This is a genomic window from Streptomyces sp. RKAG293 (assembly GCF_023701745.1).
Classification (GTDB): Bacteria; Actinomycetota; Actinomycetes; order Streptomycetales; family Streptomycetaceae; genus Actinacidiphila.
The window spans coordinates 7078890-7099208 of the sequence record NZ_JAJOZB010000001.1; the positions used below are offsets into that span (position 1 = coordinate 7078890).

The window sequence follows — 20319 nt, forward strand, 5'->3', positions numbered from 1 at the left end:
GCGATGTAGCGATGTAGCGAGGCAGTGAGGCAGTGAGGCGGTGGCCGTCACGCACATGACGGCCACCGCCTGGTCAGGCCGGAATCCCGGTGGGGATCACTGCGCGCCGAAGAGCTTCAGCAGCTCGTCCTTGCCGAACATTCGGGCCGTGTCGATGGCGTTGGGCGTGCCGGCGGACGGATCGGCGCCACCCGCCACCAGGGCGTGGACGACCGCGTCCTCGCCCTTGAAGACCGCTCCGGCCAGGGGGGTCTGACCCTTGTCGTTGGGCCGGTTGGGGTCGGCGCCGCGCTGTAGCAGGGCGGTGACCGCGTCGGCGTGCCCGTGGTAGGCGGCGAGCATGAGCAGCGTGTCGCCCCGGTCATTGGTGAGATTCGCGGGGACGCCCGCGTCCACATACGCGGCGAGGGTCGCCGTGCCGCCCTCACGGGCGAGGTCGAAGACCTGGCCGGCCAACTGCAGCACCTCGGGGTCGTGCGCGGGCTCGGTGTCGGGGTTCGCATCCGTCATGCGAACACCCTACGTGGCGATCACCGTGCACGGCCTGTCGTGGAACGCGCCGGTTTCCGGACGGTCCGGGACGTCCGCCGGACCGTCCGGGAAGGCCGCCGGGAAGCCCGCCGGGAAGGCTGCCGGGAAGGCTGCCGGGACGGTCGAGGACGGTCCCGGGCAGCCGATCTTCTGACCGATTGCGTGGGCTTTGCCCAACCCTGACCGAGGCAGGGCCTGTTCAGCGGCGCCGTAACCCTGTTCCATGGTCATCAGACGGCCGCCTGTTCCCCGGCGGCCCCGCGTGACTGGATGAGGTGGCCTTGGCTACGACCGTGCGACGTATCGCTGTGACCATCCCGGCTGCCCCGATCGGCCCCGAGAACCCGCTGCCCGCGCTGCGCGCCCTCGACGAGGTGCACCAGCTCGATCCGCGCGAACGCGCCGGACTCCCGGCCGACATGGCACGCCAGGTCGGTTACGCGCCGCTGCACTCCGTCCTGCCGGTACGGCTCCTCGACGGGTACGGCCGCGAGCGCGCCCCCGCCGGGTTCGAGGCCGTCGTCATCGAGAACGACCGGGTACGTGCCACCGTCCTGCCCGGCCTCGGCGGCCGGCTGCACTCGCTCGTGCAGAAGTCCACCGGCCGTGAGCTGCTCTACCGGAACCCCGTCGTCCAGCCGGCCGACTTCGGGCTGGCCGGAGCCTGGTTCTCCGGCGGCGTCGAGTGGAACCTCGGGGCGACCGGGCACACCACCCTCACCTGCGCGCCCCTGCACGCCGCCCGCGTACCCGCCCCCGACGGCGGCGAGATGCTGCGGCTGTGGGAGTGGGAGCGGCTGCGCGACCTGCCGTTCCAGATCGACATGTGGCTGCCGGCGGACTCCGACTTCCTATACGTGGGCGTCCGGATCCGCAACCCGCACCACCGCACCGTGCCGGTCTACTGGTGGTCCAACATCGCCGTCCCGGAGACCGACGGCACCCGCGTACTGGCCCCCGCCGACGAGGCGTGGCACTTCGGCTACGCCCGCTCCCTGCGGCGCGTACCGGTCCCCGAATGGGACGGTACGGACGTCACGTACCCGACCCGGTCCGAGCACCCTGCCGACTACTTCTACGAAGTAGCGGACGGCAACCGCCGCTGGGTCACCGCCCTCGACGATGCCGGGCAGGGCCTCGTCCAGACCTCCACCGACCGGCTGCGCGGCCGCAAGCTCTTCCTCTGGGGCAGCGGGCGCGGCGGCCGGCGCTGGCAGCAGTGGCTCACCGAGCCGGGCACCGGCGGCTATCTGGAGATCCAGGCGGGCCTGGCCCGTACCCAGCTGGAGCACATACCGATGGAGGCGGGCGCGGAGTTCTCCTGGCTGGAGGCCTACGGTCCGCTCGCCGCCGACCCGGCCGCCGTCCACGGCGACGACTGGAGCGCCGCCCGCGCCGCGGTGGAGGACCGGCTGGAGAGCGTCCTGCCGCGCGCGGACGTCGACGCCGCCTACGCCGCATGGCTGCCGCACGCGGACACCGAGCCGAAGGACGTCATCGCCACCGGCTCGGGCTGGGGAGCGCTCGAGGTCGAGCGGGCCCGGTTCGCGCTGCCGGGCACGCCGTTCGATCCCGCGACGCTGGGCGCGCAGCAGAAGCCCTGGCTGGAGCTGCTGGTCGCCGGCATGTTCCCGCGACCGGTGGCGGACGCGCCGCCCGGCCCCGCGCTCGTGGCACCGGAGTGGCGCGAACTCCTGGAGGCCGCGGACACCTACGACGGGAACGAGTGGTACCGGGACTACTTCCTCGGCGTCGCCCAGTGGCACGCGGGCGACCGCGCCCAGGCCATCAGGAGCTGGGAACGCTCCGCCGCGCAGCACGAGACCTGGCCGGTGCTGCGCTGTCTGGCCGTCGCCGACCAGGAGGACGGCCACCTCGAACGGGCCGCGGACCGCTTCCTGGGCGCCTCGGACATCGCGCACTACGAGGTGCTCGACGACGACGCCTGGTGGGCAGTCTCGGTCGGGCTCGCCCGGGAGGCGGTCACCGCGCTCCTCGCGGTGGGCCGCGCCGACGACGCGGCGTTCGTCCTCGCCGAACATGTGCCGGGTGAGACCGGGCGCGGGCGGTTCCGGCTGCTGGAGGCACAGGTGCGGCTCGCCCAGGGCGATGTGCCGGCCGCGCGGGCGATCTTCGACGCGGGTTTCGTCGTCGACGACCTCCGCGAGGCCGAGGAGTCGCTCAGCGACACCTGGTACACCATCGCGGAACGGCTGATCGCCGGCGACGGCCCGGTGACCGCCGACATCAGGCAGCGGGCGCGCGCCGAGCACCCGCTGCCGGAGGCGTACGACTACCGGATGCGTCCGGCGGCGGAGCTCTGACGGCGCGAACACACCGTCAGTCCCGTCGGGTCCGCTCGTAGGAGTCGATGAGGGCCGTCAGTTCGGGGATCGTGAGTTCCCCGGGCCGACGGCCCTCACGGGCGAACGCGTTGGCGATCTGCTGGAGCGCCGCGTTGACCGGGGTGTCGATGCCGGCCATCCGGCCGAGCAGCACGATCTCCCCGTTGAGGTAGTCCGCCTCGATGGAACCCGTGCCCCGGGTGAGGCTCTGCCACGACGAACCGCCGCCGCGCGTCACCCCGTTGAGGGGCTGGAGCTGGACGCGATCGCCCCGGACCGCCGTCTGCTCGGCGTCGCTCGCCCGGTCGATCCCGGCCGCGTCCAGCACCGCTTCGCCCTCCGCGACAGCGCGCCGCAACACGTCGTGGGCGTCGTCGCCGTCGAGCGGGCCGCAGGTGGCCTGCAGCGCGTTGCCGAGATTCTTGAGCAGCTTGCCGTACTTCCAGCGCGTCACATCGGGCGGCGTGGGCGCGTCGAAGCCCGACTCCTTGAGGTCCGTGGCGATGCGCTCCGCCAACGGGTCGGCCCCCGAGGTGCCCGCCGCTCCCGCCGGGAAGCGGCCGAGGTGCAGAATGCCGGTCAGCGGCGCGCACGACGCCTCGATCGACCCGGGCTCCAGATAGCTCGCCGGCAACCAGACGCACATCCCGTACACCCGCCGGAACCTGCGCAGCGCGAGCCGCTCGCCCGCGACACCGTTCTGGGCGCACACCACCGCCAGCCGCCCGCCCGCCGTACCCCCGCCCACGACCGGCCGCCCGGCCCACGCGTCCAGCGCCGCGACGCTGTCCTGCGTCTTCACGGCCAGCACGAGAACGTCGTCCGCCCGCAGTTCGAGGGCCTCCGGCCCGTCGACGACCGGAACCGGCAGCTTGAGCGACCCGCTCGGCAGCGTCAGCCGCAGCCCGCCGTCCCGCAGCGCCTCGTAATGCGCACCCCGCGCCACCAGGACGACCTCACGGCCGCTGTCGAAGAGCCTGCCGCCGATGGTTCCGCCGATCGCGCCGGCGCCGATGATGATGTATCGCACCGTCCGAGACTCGCACACACGTCAAGTCCTCCCGGAGGGTGGTCACCGGCCGGTTCCCGGTACCCCGGCGACCAGCGCACCCTCCGTCGATCCGGCCTGCGGACACCCGGTGCCCGTCGTGTAACGTTCGGCCGCCCGGCAGGGGGAAGTCCGGGGAGGGACCATGACCGACATCAGCGCGAGCACCAGTAAGAGAACGAACGCCGGGGACACGCTGCGCAAGCCCGACGATCCGTGCCCGGACTGCGGCGCCACGGTGCCGGTGGACCCGCGCTTCGCCACCTGGTGCGCCGCATGCGGCTGGAACGCCGACTCAGGTGAGCCGGACGCGCAGCCCGGCCGGACCGGCGCCTTCAGGATCGCTCTCGCCCGGCGCCACGGCGGGCAGTTGCACGAAGAGCTGACCCGCGGCGGTGAACAGCTGCCGCGTCGCGATGCGCACAGCGTCCTTGCCTACGCGCTGGCGGGCGTGGTCCATCTCTTCACGGTCGCCCTCGCCGTCAGTGGCGTCCTGCTCGTCGTGCTCGGCTGGGAGACGGTGGTGCAGCCGGTCATCGGCCTGGTCCTGCTGGTGGTGGCGTTCGCGCTGCGCCCCCGCCTGGGCCGGCTCCCCGGGGACGGCGTCATCCTGCGCCGGGCAGACGCCCCGGCCCTGTTCACGCTCCTGGACGAGATCGCCGGCGGGGTCGGCACCCGTGCCGCGGACGCCGTCGTCATCGACGCCCGGTTCAACGCCTCCGTCAGCGCGTACGGATGGCGCCGCCACCGCCGGGTCGACATCGGACTCCCGCTGTGGGCAACGCTCACCCCGCAACAGCGCGTCGCCCTGCTCGGCCACGAATTCGGTCACTACGCCAACGGCGACACCCGGCACGGGCTCGTCATCCACACCGCGCTGCGCTCCCTGGTCACCTGGTACGAGGTCTTCACCCCGGCGCGGCGCAACAGCCGCATGGTCAGGGCCGACGGTCTCGGTGAGCTCGCGCAGCGCGCGGCCCGGCCGCCGGCCGAGGCCGGGCTGGTCCGGCTGGCGGAGGCACTGGCCGATGCGCTGATGGTGCTGCCGCGCCTGGCGGTGCTGGGCGTCCTCAGACTCCTCGACCATCTCACCGTCCGGTCCGCCCAGCGGGCCGAGTACCTGGCGGACCGGATGGCGGCCGGAACCGGCTCCAGCGAGGCGGCCGTCGGCCTGCTCGACCGGCTGCTGACGGGAGAGTCCGTCAGCAACGACCTCCGTACGCAGGCGATCCGCGCCCGCACCCGCCTCCCCGGTGTCGACCCGAAGGCCGTCGAGGCCGGACTGTGGACCCATCTCGCCGCCCGCATCGCATCGATCCCCGACCGGGAGTACGACCGGCTGCGCCGCGTCAGCGTGCTGCGCGGACACACCGTCGACGCGACCCATCCGCCGACCCATCTGCGCCGTTCCCTCATCGCCGACGGTGGCCAACTCCCCGCCACGGTGGTCCTGGACGCCGACGCGGTCGCCGCCATCGACGGGGAACTCGCCCCGGCCCGCACACGGCTGGCCCGCGAAGTGATCAGGGACCTGTAGCGGGCGCCGCCCCGAGAAATCCGCTGGCCGAGACGGCGGTCCGGCAGCGAGAGTGGTGGCAGGAGCCCGCGTTCGCCGGTTCCTTGACGTATGACGGGGGAGGGTTACCGCATGTCCACGCTGCGTGTGAGCGCCGAGCGGCTGACGATCCACGAGCACCCGAACGCGGACGCGCTGGAGCTGGCGCAGGTCGGGCTCTATCGGGCGGTCGTCGCGAAGGGCGCTTACCGGACGGGTGAGTTCGCGGTGTACATACCCGAGCAGGCCGTGCTGCCCGAAGGGCTCATCGGGGAGCTGGGGCTGACCGGCCGGCTCGCGGGGTCGGCTGCCAACCGGGTGCGGGCGGTGCGGCTGCGCGGTGAGCTCTCGCAGGGCATCGTGTGCCGGCCGGAGGTGCTCGCGGGCACGGATCTGGAGCGGGCCGCCGCTGACGGGGAGGACTTCGCGGAGCGGCTGGGCATCGTCAAGTGGGTGCCGCCGATCCCGGTGTCGATGAGCGGTGACGTCGAGGCCGCGCCGGATCTGCTGCCGTGGACCGACATCGAGAACCTCAAGCGCTATCCGGACATCTTCGCGCCCGGCGACCAGGTGGTGATCACCGAGAAGCTGCACGGCACCGCGTGCTGCTTCAGCTACTTCGCGGACACCGGCCGGATCCAGGTCACCTCCAAGGGGCTGGGCTCGCAGCGGCTGGCGCTCCAGGAGGCCGACGGCAACCTGTACTGGCGCGCCGTGCGCGGCCACGGCCTGCCCGCCGTCGCCGCCCGGCTCGCGGCGCGGCTCGGCGCGTCCCGGGTCGGCATCTTCGGTGAGGTCTACGGAGCCGGCGTGCAGGACCTCGGGTACGGGGAGGACGGCCGGCACGACGTGCCCGCCTTCGCGGCCTTCGACGTGTCGGCCGAGATCGACGGGCAGGTCCGCTGGCTCGATCCGCACGAGCTGCTGGCGGGGGCACTGCCGCTGGTGCCCGTCCTGTTCAGCGGCCCCTTCGACCTGGACACGGCGCTGAAGCTGGCCCAGGGCGCGGAGACGGTCTCCGGGCGCGGGCTGCACGTGCGCGAGGGCGTCGTGGTGCGGACCGCCGACGACCGCTACAGCCCGGTGGTCGGCGGCCGGGCCATCGCCAAGGTCGTCAGTGACGCCTATCTGACGCGCAAGGGCGGCACCGAGTACGAGTGAGAGCGTGCGACGCGTGAGACCGCGCCCGTCCGCACCGCTCCGCGCCCGTCAGCCGTCCAGGCGGGCGCGGAGCCGGCGCTTCGCGTCCGGCCATTCGTCCGCGAGGAGCGAGAAGAAGACGCTGTCACGCCAGGTGACACCGTCCGACCGCAGCCGGTGGCGGCGCCAGACGCCCTCGCGCTGCGCGCCCAGCCGCAGGATCGCCTCCTGGGAGCGGGTGTTGAGCAGGTCGGTCTTCCACATGATGCGGCCCATGCCCAGGTCCTCGTAGGCGTAGGTCATCAGGAGCAGCTTCGTCTCGGTGTTGACCGGGCTGCGCCAGTAGGCGCGGCCGTACCAGGTCCAGCCGATCTCCAGCCGCTCGTCGACGGTGCTCACCTCGTGGAACGTCGTCCAGCCGACCGCCCGGCCGCTGCCGAGCTCGATCACGGCGTAGGCGACACCGCCCGCCTCCCGGCTCTGCGCGCAGACCGTGATCGCGAGATCACGCAGCTCCTCCTCCGTGCGCGGCGGTTCCGCGGGCAGCCAGCGCCACACCTCCTCGTCACCACCTCCGGCGGCGAACAGATCCGGCACATGTTCCGGTCCGAGCGGTTCGAGCCGGACGAAGCGGCCGGTCAGGACGGTGGGTGAAGGCGACTTGGCAACCATGCACGCACCGTAACCACAGCGCCCTTGGTCCGGCCAGCCGGTTCTGGATCCTGGACGGCATGTTCCGGCCCTCGGTGGGGTACGCGGGAGGTTCAGTCGCCGAAAGGACCCGTAGCCATGACCGACATCCATTCCAATGGCGCCCTGCCCCCGGCGCAGCAAGCCCTCCACGAGATCGCCCAGGGCGGCGAGAACGTGATCGCACTGAGCACCCTCGCCCTCAGTGACGTGCTGCTTCCCGTTCCCGGCGGACCCGGCGACCCCGACCCCGACGCGCCGGAGCAGGACCCGGCGGCGCCGCAGGGGATCCAGCTGCCCGTGTACGAGCAGGAGGACGGGGTCAAGCTGGTGCCGGTGTTCACCTCCGAGGAGCGGATGGCGCAGGCCCTGCCGGGTACGCAGCGCTACCGGCTGGTGCCGCTGTCCGCCCTCAGCGGCAGCTGGCCGTCCGACGAGCTCACGCTCTCCATCGACACCGGCTCCCCGGACGCGCTGAGCATCGCCGGCCCCGGGGTGCGGGCACTGGCCGCCCTGTCGGGATCAGGGCCGGGCGCGGGCCCGGCCGCATGATCCGGATGCGGCGGGCCGGGGTCGCGACGGCCCCGGCCCTGCCCGGTGTCCGGTCGCCCGGTGTCCCGTCACCCGGCATTCCGTCGCCCGGCATCCCGCCGGCTCACGGCCGGTAGACCACCAGGGCGCTGGGCAGTTTGTCCAGCAGCAGTTCCGAGGGCGCGGGGACCACCTCGCCGTCGTAGGCGAGATGGCTTCCCGCGGCCAGACCGCGGATCCGCAGCCGGCGCAGCTTGGCGGCGGAGTACACGGGGGAGCGGGTGAGGAAGCCGGTCACGGCGGCCCCGAGCAGCCGTGTGCGGGCGAACGGTCCGCCGTCCACGATGCGTACGTCCAGGATCCCGTCGTTCAGATCGCGGCGGCGCACCGGCGCGAGCCCGACGCTGGAGTACTCGCAGTTCCCGGCGAAGATCAGCCAGACCGACCGGCGGCGCCCGTTGATCTCGACGTCGACCGGCTCGGACGTGCGCAGCACGTGCACCGCCGCCAGCACGCTCGCCGGCCAGCTGCCGACCCGCCGCGACCAGCGCTCGCGGATGCGCACCAGCTCCGGGTACGAGCCGATGCTGAACGTGTTCACGAAGGGGACGGCCTCGGCGCCGCCCGGCGTGTCGTACGAGGTGTACGTCGCGAGGTCGACGGCCGCCGCGGTGCCCGCCACGACCGCCGCGGCGGCGTCCTCGACCGTTTCGATGCCGAGGTCGAGCGCGAAGTGGTTGCGGGTTCCGCCCGGGAAGACCACCAGCGGCAGGCCGTGCCGCAGGGCGATCGACGCAGCCAGGGTGACCGTTCCGTCGCCGCCGCACACCCCGAGCGAACCGTCGTGCTCGACCGCCTGCTGGGCGGCCTTCTCCAGCAGTTCCGCCAGGTCGTCGTCCTCCGAGCGCTCCGCGACCCCGGCCTCCGGCAGCGCGGCGCGGATCCGGTCGGCGGGCGGGTTGAGCAGCGCGGGCGGCCCCGACGCCTCGTTGACCACGACGAACAGCCCGCGCCCGGCCGGCAGCGAAGGGGCGTTCACGGCCGGGCCCACGTCGGCGGCCGGCCCGTTCGAGGTGGGGATCAGCGCCCGCACCACGAGGGCGGCCCCCATGCCGAACGCCGCACCGGCGACCACGTCGCTCGGGTAGTGCACCCCCGTGTAGACCCGGGAGAACGCCACCGAGGCGGCGATCGGTGCCACCACCGTGCCCCAGCGGCCCGACTCCATGAGGACCCCGGTCGCGAAGGCGGCGGCCGAGGCCGCGTGCCCGGAGGGGAAGGAGGTGGTGAAGGGCTGGTGCCGCAGACGGCGTATCACCGGGACGGATTCCAGTATCGGACGGGCCCGGCGGACGGCCCGCTTGCCCACGGTGTTCACCGTCGCGGAGGCCAGCGCCAGCGACCCCACCCCGCGCAGCGCCGCCCGCCGGCCGGGCTTTCCGCCGACCGCGGCGATCCCGGCGGCCACCCCGAACCACAGCAGCCCGTGGTTGGCGCTGCGGCTCAGCCGGGGCAGCACGGGCTCGGCGCCCGGCCAGCGACGGCTGGCGACCTGGTGGAACAGCTGGTGGTCCCACATCTTCAAGGACTGGGCCCTGGCGCGTTGCTTCATGCGCTAGCGGCTACCCGGGCAGCGGCCATCGATACCAACCCGCTCCCCTAGGATGCCCGGGTGGCTGATGATCGAATAGACCTGGTGATCTTCGACTGCGACGGCGTCCTGGTGGACAGCGAGCGCCTCGCCGTCCGCGTCGACGCGTTGATGCTGGCCGAACTCGGCTGGCCGCTGACCGAGGCCGAGATCGTCGAGCGCTTCGTCGGCCGCTCGCACCGCGACCTGACCGCCGCGATCGAGCAGCAGCTCGGCCGGCCGCTCCCCGAGGGCTGGTACGACCGCTACCGGCCCTGGTACCGGTCGGTGTTCGAGGCCGAACTGACCGCCGTGGACGGCATCACCGAGGCGCTCGGCCTGATCACCCTCCCCACCTGCGTCGCGTCCAGCAACACCCACCCGGGACTGCGGCACTCGCTCGGGCTCACCGGCCTCCACTCCCGCTTCGAAGGCCGGATCTTCAGCGCGTCCGAGGTCGAGCACGGCAAGCCGGCCCCCGACCTCTTCCTGCACGCGGCCCGCGCAATGGGCGCGGACCCGGCCCACTGCGTCGTGGTCGAGGACAGCCGCTTCGGCGTCGAAGCGGCCCGCGCGGCGGGCATGCGCGCCTTCGGCTACTACGGCGGGCTCACGCCGCGGGCCTGGCTCGAAGGCCCGGGGACGGTCGTCTTCGACGAGATGCGCGACCTGCCGGAACTCCTGCTCGGCGGGTTCTGAGGGAGCCGCGCGTGACTCTGAGGGAGCCGCGCGTGAGCGGGCCCCGGGTCACACCCGAGCCGGACCCGGGTCTCTCCCGAGCCGCTCACGGTCGGATCGAGCGGAACCCGGCCCCGGCGCAAACGGGTGGGCGGTGCGGCGGGAGGGCATGGCACTCCTGTGGCGCGCGCGCCGACTGGGAAGGTGGCCGCAGCCACTGACCCACCGGAGGCACGGATGCAGGGGACGACCCCGTACGACCTCAGGCCCGATCCGGGGCTGCCCGTCCCCGCGTACTGGACCGCGCACCTCGTGGGCGGCGGCGGGCCGGAACCGGCCGGCGGCAGCCCGGCGGTGCGGCAGGCGGCGGCCGGGTACTGGGGGCGCCGCGGGCTGTGGACCGATCCGGGGCGCATCGTGGCCGCGCCCGGCGCCGAGCCGCTGCTGCTCGCGATCCTCGCCGCCACCGGCGGCGGTCTGGTGCTCGCCCGGCCCTCCGCCGCCTGGCAGGCGCCCGTCGCCCGGCTGCTCGGCCGCGAGGTGTTCGCCGTACCGACGCCGGCGGAGGGCGGCGGGGCACCTGACCCGTTCGCCCTGCTGGAGACCGTCCGCCGGGCGCGGACGGAGGGCGCGGACCCGCGGGTGCTCCTGCTGTCGCCGGCGGACGACCCGACCGGCACCGTCACCTCGCCCGAGCTGCTGCACGAGAGCTGTGAGGCGGCCGCCGAGGCGGGGCTGATCGTGGTGTCCGACGAGACGTACAGCGACACCCGACACGACCCCGGCACGGTGCTGCTCAGCCCCGCCGAGATGCTTCCCGAGCGGACCATCGTCCTCACCGACCTCGGCGGATCCCTCGCGCCCACCTGCTGTCCGGTCGCGCTGGCCAGGTTCCCGGACTCCGACGAGGGCACCGGACTGCGGGAGCGGGTGGCGCGGGGCTGCGCCGAGATGCGGGCCGTCCTGCTGGCGCCGGTCGCCTCGGCGGCGTCGTACGCCCTGACCGAACCGGACGACGTACGCGCCCACACCGCCGCCGCGAACCGGCTGCACGCCGCCGTCGGGGCCGGCGCGTACCGTGCCGTCACCGGCGCCGGCGCGCTGTGCCGCCCGCCCCAGGCCGGCTTCCAGCTCTACGCCGAACTGACCTCCCACGACACCCACGACCTTCCCGACGCGCCCGCCCTCGAACGCCACCTCTCCCTGCGGCTCGGCCGGAGGGTCCTCGGCGGCCACCGGTTCGGCGACGACCCGGCCGCGCTCCGGGTCAGGATCGACACCGGTCCGCTGCACGGCGGCACCGACCAGGAACGGCGTGCCGCACTCGACGCGATCGATCCGCTGGAAGTCCCACACGTCTCCCAAGCGTTGACAGAACTCGAGGTGGCCTTCACCGAACTGACGGCCGGCTGAACTACGGTCGGTGACCGGGGGCGCGTCCCACCGCGCCCGTCCGAGCCCGCGCCGCCAACGGATGGGAGACTCGATGACCGATCAGACCGAGCGCGCCCTCGCCGAGCCACGTCCGCCCGGTGAACGCCGCGTATGGCCGAGATCCTTCGCGGACCGGCTCACCGCCCCGCTCCCCGGGTTCCGCGAGATGGCCAGAACCCTGCGCGAGGGCGGCCTGCGCCCCACCGCCGAATCCCTCGCCACCGTTCCCGGGCTGCCCGTGGAACCCGGCCCGCTGCCGGACGTCGACTCCGACACCGTTGCCGTCACCTGGGCCGGGCACGCCAGTTGGGTGCTGCGGATCGGCGGGCTCACCGTCCTCACCGACCCCGTCTGGTCGGAGAAGATCCTCGGCACCCCGGCCCGCGTCACCCCGGTGGGTGTCGCCTGGGAGGAACTGCCGCACATCGACGCGGTCGTCATCAGCCACAACCACTACGACCACCTCGACGCGCCCACCCTCAGACGGCTGCCGCGCGACACCCCGCTCTTCGTCCCCGCCGGACTCGCCCGCTGGTGCCGCCGCCGCGGCTTCACCCACGTCACGGAACTCGACTGGTGGGAGGCGGCGGAACTGCGCGGTGTGCGCCTCGACTTCGTGCCCGCGCACCACTGGAGCAAGCGGACCCTCACCGACACCTGCCGTTCGCTGTGGGGCGGCTGGGTGCTGTCCGACCGGAACGGGCAGCGCGTGTACTTCGCCGGTGACACCGGCTACGGCCACTGGTTCACCGAGATCGGCCGCGCCCATCCGGGCATCGACCTGGCGCTGCTGCCGATCGGCGCGTACGACCCCCGGGCGATGCTCAGCCCCGTCCACACCGACCCGGAGGAGGCCGTCCAGGCCTGCCTCGACCTGGGCGCCGCCGCCATGGCCCCCATGCACTGGGCCACGTTCCTGCTCTCGGCCGAGCCGCCGCTCGAACCGCTGGCGCGGGTGCGGGCGGCCTGGGCCGCCACCGGACGTCCCCGCGAGGGGCTCTGGGACCTGCCGGTCGGGGCCTCACGGGTACTGAGCCGCGAGCCGTAGCCGACTGCCGCTATTCGCTATTCGCTATTCGCCGGGCGGGCCGGCCTTCCGCCCCGCCCGGCGCCACACCTGCGGCACGAGCGCGACGAGGAAGGCGATGCCCACCGCGAGCGCCACGCCCTGCCAGGGCTCGGGGAAGAGTGAACCGCCGACGATCCCGATCAGCTGGTACGCGGCGGCCCACGCCAGACAGGCCGCGATGTCCCCGCGCACGAAACGGCGCAGCGGCAGCTCGCCGAGCAGACAGGCCACCATCACCGGGATCCGGCCGGCCGGGATCAGCCGGGACAGCACCAGGACCGCCACACCGTGCTCGTCGAGCTGCCGCTGGGCCTTGGCCAGATGGTCCGGATCCGCCCGGCTCTGCAGACGATGCAGCCAGCGCGAGCCGTTCCTGGAGCGGATCCCGCGCTGCCCGAGCCAGTACAGACCGACGTCGCCGAGGAACGCGGCGAGCGCCGCCACCCCGAAGACCAGCGCGAGCGCGAACGGCGACGTCTGGTGGAAGGCGACCACGGCCGCGCCGCTGACCAGCGCCCCGGTCGGGATCACCGGCACCAGCGAGCCGAGCACCACCAGCAGGAAGAGCGTCGGATAGCCGACCGCCTGCTGGGTGGTCTGCGAGGTGGGGGACGACGCCGTCTCCGCGAGAAAGCGGATCACCGTGCCGCCGCCAGCCGTACGCTCTCGCCGTGGTCCAGCCGGTGCACGGCCACCTCCGGCGCGAGCAGCGCGGCCTGCCGGACGAACTCGGTGCCCGGGGAGTGGAATTCATGCGGCCGGACCGCGTCCATGCCCACCGGCCAGTACGTTCCGTAGTGGATCGGGACCGCCGCTCCGGGCGCGAGCCGGGCCAGGGCCTGCGCGGCCCGTCCGGCGTCCAGGTGCCCCGTGCCCAGGAACGGGCCCCAGCCGCCGACCGGCAGCAGCGCCGCGTCACAGGGCCCGACCTCGTCGGCCATCGCGTCGAACAGCCCGGTGTCCCCGGCGAAGTACGTCCGGGCCTCACCGTGCACGACGTACCCGAGCGCGGCGACGCGGTGCGGACCGTACGGCAGCCGCCGCCCGTCGTGTGCCGCGGGCACCGCGCGGATCGTCAGCGGGCCGACCCGTACCTCGTCGCCCGCCACCACCTCGACCAGGTCGAGTGCCCGCAGCCGCCGCAGCCCCGGCACGGCCTGCGGAGCGCCGCGCGGCACCAGTACCCGCGTGCCGGGCGCGAGCCGGGCCAGGGAGGCGGGATGCAGATGGTCGGCGTGCAGATGGGAGACGACGGCGACGTCCGCGACCGCCGCCTCCGGTGGTGGCACGGCCCCTCTCCGTCGCCGCAGATGCGCGAGCCGGCTCACGAACAGCGGATCCGTCAGCACCCGGACGCCCGAGTCCCGCACGGTCACCGTGGCATGCCCCCACCACGTGATCTCCACCGCCACCGGAACCGTCCTTCCGCCGTGCCCTCGTCCGCCCCTGCCCGCTGTCCCCGACCCTATGCCGATCACCGGGCGGGCGCGGGGGCGCCTCCCGGGTGCCCGCCGGGGTGCCCTCCGAGGTGCCCGCCGGGTTGCCCGCCGGGGGTGGCCTGAGCGGCGGCCGGGGGGCGTTGTGGCAGGGTGGACGGCGTGGAGCAGTTTCCCGGAACCGGCGGTACCGGTGACCGGGCCGCGAACGGGACGTGAGGTGAGCTGGGCGTGCTGCGGCGGTGGCGGTGGCGGTCCATGGGGCGGGCCGTCGCGCGGGTGGTGATCGTCTGGGCGGTGTCGGCGGCGACGCTGGCCGTCCTGGCGGGGATCCTGCCCGATTTCAGCATCCAGTCGCCGAAGGGCGACGACCCCCCGCAGATGGCGGTGACGGCCGGGATCGGCGCGGGCGCCTTCGGTGTGCTCAGCGCCCTGGTCTGGCCGGTGCTGGTGCGCGCCCTGCTGATGGTCCCGGCGCTGGTGCTGGGCATGCTGGTCTTCTTCCTCAACGGGTCGCTGCTGCTGATCGCGCTGCGGCTCACCCCGCACGGCGAGGTCACCCCGGCGACCGCCGTCGTCATCGCCGCCGTGATGTCGGCGACGTCGTCGGCGACCAGCACCGCGCTCGCGGTGCGCGACGACGAGGCGTACGGACGACGGCTCGCGCGGCTCGCGGGCCGCCGCAGGCCCGAGCGCGGTGCGGCGGGGCGGCCGGCGCCCCCCGGCACGCTCTTCCTCCAGCTCGACGGCGTCGGCCACGACGTACTGCGCGAGGCCGTCCGCCCCTCGCAGCGCGGTGGACGGACCAGACCGCCGGCGATGGAGACCGTCGCCGGGTGGCTGGACAGCAGCCACCGGCTGCTGCCGTGGCGCACCGACTGGAGCAGCCAGACCGGCGCGAGCCAGCTCGGCATCCTGCACGGCTCCAACCACGACGTGCCCGCCTTCCGCTGGTTCGAGAAGGACACCGGGCAGCTGATGGTCTGCAACCGGCCCTCCAGCGCCGCGGAACTGGAACGCCGGGCGGTCGAGCGCACCGGCGCGCGCGGCCTGCTCGCCGAGGACGGCGCGAGCCGTGGCAACCTCTTCAGCGGCGGCGCGGACCAGATGGCGCTGGTGATGTCGGCGGCGGCCCGGCGCGGCACCTTCCGCCGCTCCCGGTCCGGCTACTTCGCGTACTTCTCCGACCCCGCCAACGCCGTACGCACCGCCTGGTCCTTCGTCGCCGAAGTCGCCCGCGAGATCGTCGAGTCGACGGCCTCCCGGCTGCGCCGCGACCGGCCGCGCATCAAACGCGGCGGCCTGTACCCGCTGCTGCGCGCCTTCGCGACCGTCATCGAACGCGATGTCGCCGTCGCCGCCGTGATCGGCGACATGCTCGCCGGCCGCACCGCGGTCTACGCGGACCTCGTCGCGTACGACGAGGTGGCCCACCACTCCGGGCCCCGCAGCCGCGACGCCTTCAAGGTGCTCAACCGGCTGGACCGTTCGATCCGGCTCATCGCCGACGCCGCCCGCTACGCCCCGCGCCCGTACCGGATCGTGCTGCTCTCCGACCACGGCCAGAGCCACGGCCAGACCTTCGCCGACGCGTACGGACTGACCCTGAAGGAACTCGTCCGCGCGGGCTGCGACCTCCCTGTACCGCGCCGTGCCGGGCGCAGCGTGAGCGGCGCGGAGGCCAGGACGGCGGCCCGCACCGCGCTCCACCGGGACGAACGCGGCCGGCACCCCGAGGAGGAGAAGGAGTGCGCGGGCCCGCCCTCCGACCCGGTGGTCCTGGCCTCGGGCAACCTCGGCCTCGTCACCTTCCCCGACCTCCCCGGCCGCGTCACCCGCGAGGAGATCGACCAGCGCCACCCCACCCTGCTGAAGACCCTGGTGGACCACCCGGGCATCGGCTTCGTCCTCGTCCGCAGCGCCACCCGGGGCCCGCTCGCGCTGGGCGCGGGCGGCTCGGAACACGAACTCGACACCGGCCGCATCCGTGGCGCCGACCCTCTCGCCCCGTTCGGCAAGGGTGCCGCGGAAACGGTCCGCCGCACCGACGGCTTCCCGCATGTCGCCGACCTCATGGTCAACTCCTCCTACGACCCCGCCACCGGCGCCGTCCACGCCTTCGAAGAGCAAGCGGGCTCCCACGGCGGCCTCGGCGGCGACCAGAGCCGCCCCTTCCTCCTCTTCCCCGGCACCCTGACCGAGCCCGAACACCCCCTGGCCGGAGCCGAAACCCTCCACGGCGTCCTGCGCGACTGGCTCGCCGAGCGCCCCGACCGGCCCCTCCCCGAAAACCCGTTTGCACCGGACCTGCCGGAACCGGGAGAGTTGCCCCAACACCAAGGGGCGTAGCTCAGATGGCCAGAGCGCTGGTCTCCAAAACCAGATGTCGCAGGTTCAATTCCTGCCGCCCTTGCTCATAGTTCACTGCACAGCGGAGTTCATTGCACTGCGGAGTTCATTGCACATCGGAAGGGCGGCACCCGGAGACCGGGTGCCGCCCTTCCGGCGTCGGTGGCCGGCGTCCCGGACAGCAGAGCGCCCCCTTCCGCCGGAGCGGAAGGGGGCGCCTGTTCGCGTAGGTGTCCAGAGATCTGAGTCGGCGACGGTGACAAACGCGCTCTATCCGTTGAGCTACCGGCGGCTGGGCCGCCGACCGGGAGTCGAACCCGGTACCACGTCCTCCTGAAGGGAAGTAACCGTTGCCTGCGCACCTGGACGACGTCAGCTTAGACGGGTGATCGCTGGGTGTCGCCCGGATTTCTGTGGCTCAGGCGGTGAGGCCGCCGTCCAGGACGAGGTCGGCTCCGACGGTGAACCCGGCCTCGGGGGAGGCGAGATGGAGCACCGCGGCGGCGATCTCGTCGAGGGAGCCGGCCCGGCCGGCGGGGACGTCGCGGCGCATGCGGGCCGCCTTGTCGGCGGGGGTCTCGCCGGGGCGGGTGGACATGGGGGTGTCGACCGGGCCGGGGCTGACCGCGTTGATGCGGATGCCGTCGGCGATGTGGTCGAGGGCGGCGTTGCGGGTGAGGGCGCTCACGGCGGCCTTGGCGGCGACGTACGCGCCCAGGTTCCGGCCGCGGCCGTGGGCGCCGAGGTTGGAGGAGACGTTGACGATGGCGCCGCCGCCGTGGGCGCGCATGTGGGCGATCTCGTACTTCATGGAGAGCCAGGTGCCGGTGAGGTTGGTGTCGAGGCTCGCCCGCCAGTCGTCCTCGGAGATGTCGGCGACGGGGGCGGGAGTCGTCAGGATGCCGACGTTGTTGACGGCGATGTCGAGTCCGCCGAAGTGCTCCACCGTGTCCTGGACCAGGCGCTGTACGTCCTGAGAGCGCGTGATGTCGGCGGTGACGACGGCGGCTTCGCCGCCTTCGGCCTCGATGAGCGCGGCGGTCTCCTTGAGCGGCTCCGCCGTGCGTCCGGCGACGGCGACCCTGGCCCCCTCCCGGGCGAAGGCGAGGGCGATGCCCCGGCCGATACCGGATCCGGCACCGGTGACGAGGACGGTCCTGCCGGTGAAGCGTGCGGTCATGACGACAACTCCTTGGTGGTGAGTGGTGGGAGGGGAGTGGTGGGTGGGGTCGCGGGGGTCGGCGGTACGGGGCGCGGGCGCAGGGCCAGCGCGGCGGCCACCGCGGTGAGCGCGTAGCCGATGCCGGCGGCGCCGAAAGCCGCCGCGTAGCCGGCGACGGGTGTGGAACGGGTGGCCGCGACCGACATCAGTGCGGCCAGGCCGATGGTCGGCCCCAGTTCCATGGCGGTGTTCATGACGCCGGCCGCCAGCCCCGTCCGCCGGCGTGGCACCCCGGCGGTCGCGAGCACGGTGGCGCCCGCGAACGCGGGGCCGGCTCCGGCGGGCAGCAGGAGGAGGCCGGGGAGCAGGCCCGTCGCGTACGGCGACCGCGCGTCGAGGCCGGCGAGCAGCAGGAGCCCGGCGGCGCCGAGTGCCAGTCCGCCCGCGGTGACCGCGCGGGCCCCGTACCGCCTGATGAGCGGACCGGCGGCGCGGCCCGAGCCGACGAGGGCGGCGGCGTACGGAACGAAGGCGGCGGAGGTCCGCAGCGGGGTCCAGCCGCGCACCTGCTGGAGGTAGAGGGCGAGTAGGAAGAAGGTGAGAGCGGTGCCCGCGGCGGTCATCATGATGGCGGCCAGGGCGGTGACGCGCCGGGTGTCGCGGAGGAAGCCGGGCGGCAGCAGCGGTTCGCGGGCCCGGCGTTCGACGAGTACGAAGGCGATGAGCAGGAGCAGGCCCGCGGCCAGCGGCACGAGTACGGCGGCCGACGACCAGGAGCGTTCCCCGGCGGCCACCAGTCCGTAGCCGGCCGCGGTGATGCCGGCGGTCGCCGTCACGGCGCCGCGTACGTCGAGCGGTGGTGGTGCGTCGGCGCGGGGCGGGTCGGCGGGCAGCAGCCGGGGGCGAGGGCGAGCCCGGCCAGCGCGACGAGCACCGGGACGAGGAACGTCAGCCGCCAGGAGACCCAGGTCGTCACGGCACCGGAGAACAGGCTACCGGCGGTCGCGCCGAGGACGGAGAGCCCGCCCCAGGTCGCCATGGCCCGGTCGTAGCCGGTGGCGGCCGGGAACAGGGCGCGTACCAGGGCCATCGCGGCCGGAGCGGTCAGTGCGGCGCCGAGCCCCTGCGCGAACCGGACGGCCGTCAGCACGGTGAAGCCGGGCGCCAGGACGCCCGCCGCCGAGGCGGCGGCGAAGACCGACAGACCGACCACCAGCATCCGTCGCCCGCCGTGCCGGTCGGCCAGCCGGCCGCCGAGGAGCAGCAGTCCGCTGAAGGAGAGTCCGTACGCGGCGCTGAGCAGCAGGAGTTGTGACGGGTCGAGGCCGAACTCCCGGGCTATCCGGGGGAGCGGCACCATGAGGATCATGATGGTGAAGATGAGTGTGGCCTGGATGGTTCCGAGCAGCGCGAAGCCGTGCTTCGACGACATGTCCCCCTGCGCCCTTCTGGCCTGATATTGGATCGATCATTCTCGAATGGAGGCGGGCAAGGGTCCACTCCGGACCCGGTCGGTCAGTCGAGGAGCGAGAGGGCCTGTGCCGCCGCGTCCCTGACGCGGGCCGGGTCCTGGCCGGCCTTGCCGACCACCCGCATGCCCTGCATGAGCACCAGCAACAGCCGAGCCAGCGCCCGGGGATCGCGCCCTTCGGGCAGCTCCCCCTGGGCTCCGGCGCGGGTGAGGGCCGAGGTGAGCGCCGTCTCCAGCCAGTCCCAGCTGGCCTCGACGCGCCGGGCCGCGACCCGGTCGTGCGGAGCCAGCTCGACCGCGGTGTTGGTGATGAAACAGCCGCGCCGCAGGTCGTCGGAGGCGGACTCCTCCGCGAAGCGCGTCACCACGGAACGGACCGCGGGCAGCGCCGGTCCCGGCTGGGACAGCTCTTCCATCAGGCCCGGGTCGCAGAGCTCGCCGTACCGCTCCAGCGCCCTGACGTACAGCCCGTGCTTGCTGCCGAACGTCCCGTAGATGCTGGCGCGGGCGATGCCGAGGTGCTCGACGAGGTCGGCCATCGACGTCGCCTCGTAGCCGCGCCGCCAGAACAGCTCAAGGGCCGACTGCAGCGCGGCGTCCGGATCGAATTCCTTGGTCCTGGCCACGAGAAGGACGCTACCTGTATCGAGAACGATCGGTCAAGAACGATCGGTCAAAAACGAAGGACGGCCATCAGACCTCAAGACGCAGCCGCAGACGGCGCAGGCCGTCCCCGTTCGTCTCCACCGTTCCGTCCGGCCGCCACCCGAGCCGGGTGTAGAACGCCCGCGCCCGGTCGTTGTGCTCCCACACCCCGGACAGCCCGGTGAGCACGCCCGTCTCGCGCAGGGACTGGACGTACGCCGCATGCAGCCGGCCGCCGATCCCGCGCCGCCACTGGCCGGGCCGTACATGGATCTGCGACAGCTCCAGTGCGGTGCCGGGTGCGTCCGACTCCATGGAGAGCACGCCCACCACCTCACCGTCGGCCTCGGCGATCAGCGTCGTCTTCCCCGGCAACTGGATCGCCCGCGCCCACCCGTTGAACCGCGAGAGCAGCCCGCCCGCCGCATCGGGCTCCGCTCCGGCCGCGGCGCCCTCCCGGTACGCCGCGGCGCACGCCGCCGTGTGGATGCTCACGACCGCGTCCAGGTCGTCCATCTCGGCAGGGCGTATGCGTACAGGAAGATCATTCATGCTGAATATGACGCAGAACGACGGCCATTGGTTCCCCGAATCGAGACCGGGCC

Annotated in this window: 20 protein-coding genes and 1 tRNA gene; 10 read left to right on the forward strand and 11 right to left on the reverse strand. The window is 73.6% G+C overall.

The features are described from left to right. Positions 1-96 precede the first annotated feature (96 nt). Positions 97-510: an ankyrin repeat domain-containing protein gene (locus LNW72_RS31330; protein WP_250978431.1), complete on the reverse strand. Its 414-nt coding sequence runs from the start codon at positions 508-510 to the stop codon at positions 97-99. Here LNW72_RS31330 and LNW72_RS31335 point away from each other — a divergent pair. Beyond that, positions 509-685 (forward strand): hypothetical protein, encoded by a 177-nt coding sequence (locus LNW72_RS31335; protein ID WP_250978432.1) that lies wholly within the window; start codon positions 509-511, stop codon positions 683-685. The genes LNW72_RS31330 and LNW72_RS31335 overlap by 2 nt on opposite strands. Before the next feature lie 127 nt (positions 686-812). Beyond that, on the forward strand, positions 813-2855 hold the full coding sequence (locus LNW72_RS31340; RefSeq protein WP_250978433.1) for a DUF5107 domain-containing protein: 2043 nt from the start codon (positions 813-815) through the stop codon (positions 2853-2855). 16 nt (positions 2856-2871) lie between these two features. On the opposite strand, the gene LNW72_RS31345 is transcribed toward LNW72_RS31340, so the two are convergent. Then, positions 2872-3906 carry a ketopantoate reductase family protein gene (locus tag LNW72_RS31345; RefSeq protein WP_250978434.1) on the reverse strand — a complete coding sequence of 345 codons (1035 nt, stop codon included), beginning with the start codon at positions 3904-3906 and terminating at the stop codon, positions 2872-2874. A gap of 163 nt (positions 3907-4069) precedes the next feature. Here LNW72_RS31345 and LNW72_RS31350 point away from each other — a divergent pair, with 163 nt between their 5' ends. After that, positions 4070-5461 carry a M48 family metallopeptidase gene (locus tag LNW72_RS31350; protein ID WP_250978435.1) on the forward strand — a complete coding sequence of 464 codons (1392 nt, stop codon included), beginning with the start codon at positions 4070-4072 and terminating at the stop codon, positions 5459-5461. Between the two features lie 111 nt (positions 5462-5572). After that, a complete protein-coding gene (locus LNW72_RS31355; RefSeq protein ID WP_250978436.1) occupies positions 5573-6640 on the forward strand; it encodes an RNA ligase (ATP) in 1068 nt (355 codons plus the stop codon). 48 nt (positions 6641-6688) lie between these two features. Here LNW72_RS31355 and LNW72_RS31360 read toward each other — a convergent pair whose 3' ends face one another. Further along, complete coding sequence (locus LNW72_RS31360; RefSeq protein WP_250978437.1) at positions 6689-7291, reverse strand: GNAT family N-acetyltransferase; 603 nt, start codon at positions 7289-7291, stop codon at positions 6689-6691. Positions 7292-7408: 117 nt separating this feature from the next. Between LNW72_RS31360 and LNW72_RS31365 the strand changes: the two genes are divergently transcribed. After that, entirely contained in the window at positions 7409-7861 is a 453-nt protein-coding gene (locus tag LNW72_RS31365) for an SseB family protein (protein ID WP_250978438.1), read from the forward strand. A gap of 103 nt (positions 7862-7964) precedes the next feature. Here LNW72_RS31365 and LNW72_RS31370 read toward each other — a convergent pair whose 3' ends face one another. After that, a complete protein-coding gene (locus tag LNW72_RS31370; protein WP_250978439.1) occupies positions 7965-9452 on the reverse strand; it encodes a bifunctional phosphatase PAP2/diacylglycerol kinase family protein in 1488 nt (495 codons plus the stop codon). A 60-nt stretch (positions 9453-9512) separates the two neighbouring features. Between LNW72_RS31370 and LNW72_RS31375 the strand changes: the two genes are divergently transcribed. From LNW72_RS31375 to LNW72_RS31385, 3 genes are all read left to right on the forward strand, one after another. Continuing rightward, on the forward strand, positions 9513-10169 hold the full coding sequence (locus LNW72_RS31375; protein WP_250978440.1) for an HAD family hydrolase: 657 nt from the start codon (positions 9513-9515) through the stop codon (positions 10167-10169). A gap of 216 nt (positions 10170-10385) precedes the next feature. Continuing rightward, entirely contained in the window at positions 10386-11561 is a 1176-nt protein-coding gene (locus tag LNW72_RS31380) for an aminotransferase class I/II-fold pyridoxal phosphate-dependent enzyme (RefSeq protein WP_250978441.1), read from the forward strand. 73 nt (positions 11562-11634) lie between these two features. After that, complete coding sequence (locus LNW72_RS31385) at positions 11635-12630, forward strand: MBL fold metallo-hydrolase (protein WP_374117361.1); 996 nt, start codon at positions 11635-11637, stop codon at positions 12628-12630. Between the two features lie 24 nt (positions 12631-12654). Here the strand turns inward: LNW72_RS31385 and LNW72_RS31390 are convergent, their stop codons facing one another. Further along, on the reverse strand, positions 12655-13293 hold the full coding sequence (locus LNW72_RS31390) for a VTT domain-containing protein (protein ID WP_250978443.1): 639 nt from the start codon (positions 13291-13293) through the stop codon (positions 12655-12657). Beyond that, positions 13290-14063 carry an MBL fold metallo-hydrolase gene (locus LNW72_RS31395; protein ID WP_250978444.1) on the reverse strand — a complete coding sequence of 258 codons (774 nt, stop codon included), beginning with the start codon at positions 14061-14063 and terminating at the stop codon, positions 13290-13292. Before LNW72_RS31395 ends, LNW72_RS31390 begins: the two co-directional genes overlap by 4 nt. Positions 14064-14345: 282 nt before the next feature. On the opposite strand from LNW72_RS31395, the gene LNW72_RS31400 reads away from it, so the two are divergent. Together LNW72_RS31400 and LNW72_RS31405 are read left to right on the forward strand one after the other, a co-directional pair. Further along, entirely contained in the window at positions 14346-16436 is a 2091-nt protein-coding gene (locus LNW72_RS31400; protein ID WP_250978445.1) for a phage holin family protein, read from the forward strand. Next, a tRNA-Trp gene (locus tag LNW72_RS31405) sits at positions 16427-16500 on the forward strand. The genes LNW72_RS31400 and LNW72_RS31405 overlap by 10 nt, the downstream gene beginning before the upstream one ends. 354 nt (positions 16501-16854) lie before the next feature. Here the strand turns inward: LNW72_RS31405 and LNW72_RS31410 are convergent. The 5 genes from LNW72_RS31410 to LNW72_RS31430 form a co-directional block, all read right to left on the reverse strand. Continuing rightward, entirely contained in the window at positions 16855-17616 is a 762-nt protein-coding gene (locus LNW72_RS31410) for an SDR family NAD(P)-dependent oxidoreductase (protein ID WP_250978446.1), read from the reverse strand. Beyond that, a complete protein-coding gene (locus tag LNW72_RS31415) occupies positions 17613-18434 on the reverse strand; it encodes an MFS transporter (protein ID WP_250978447.1) in 822 nt (273 codons plus the stop codon). Before LNW72_RS31415 ends, LNW72_RS31410 begins: the two co-directional genes overlap by 4 nt. Then, positions 18431-19030, reverse strand: coding sequence for an MFS transporter (locus LNW72_RS31420; protein ID WP_250978448.1), 600 nt, complete (start codon positions 19028-19030; stop codon positions 18431-18433). The genes LNW72_RS31415 and LNW72_RS31420 overlap by 4 nt, the downstream gene beginning before the upstream one ends. Before the next feature lie 83 nt (positions 19031-19113). Beyond that, a complete protein-coding gene (locus LNW72_RS31425) occupies positions 19114-19695 on the reverse strand; it encodes a TetR/AcrR family transcriptional regulator (protein ID WP_250978449.1) in 582 nt (193 codons plus the stop codon). A 67-nt stretch (positions 19696-19762) separates the two neighbouring features. Continuing rightward, complete coding sequence (locus LNW72_RS31430) at positions 19763-20266, reverse strand: GNAT family N-acetyltransferase (RefSeq protein ID WP_250978450.1); 504 nt, start codon at positions 20264-20266, stop codon at positions 19763-19765. Positions 20267-20319: the final 53 nt, after the last annotated feature.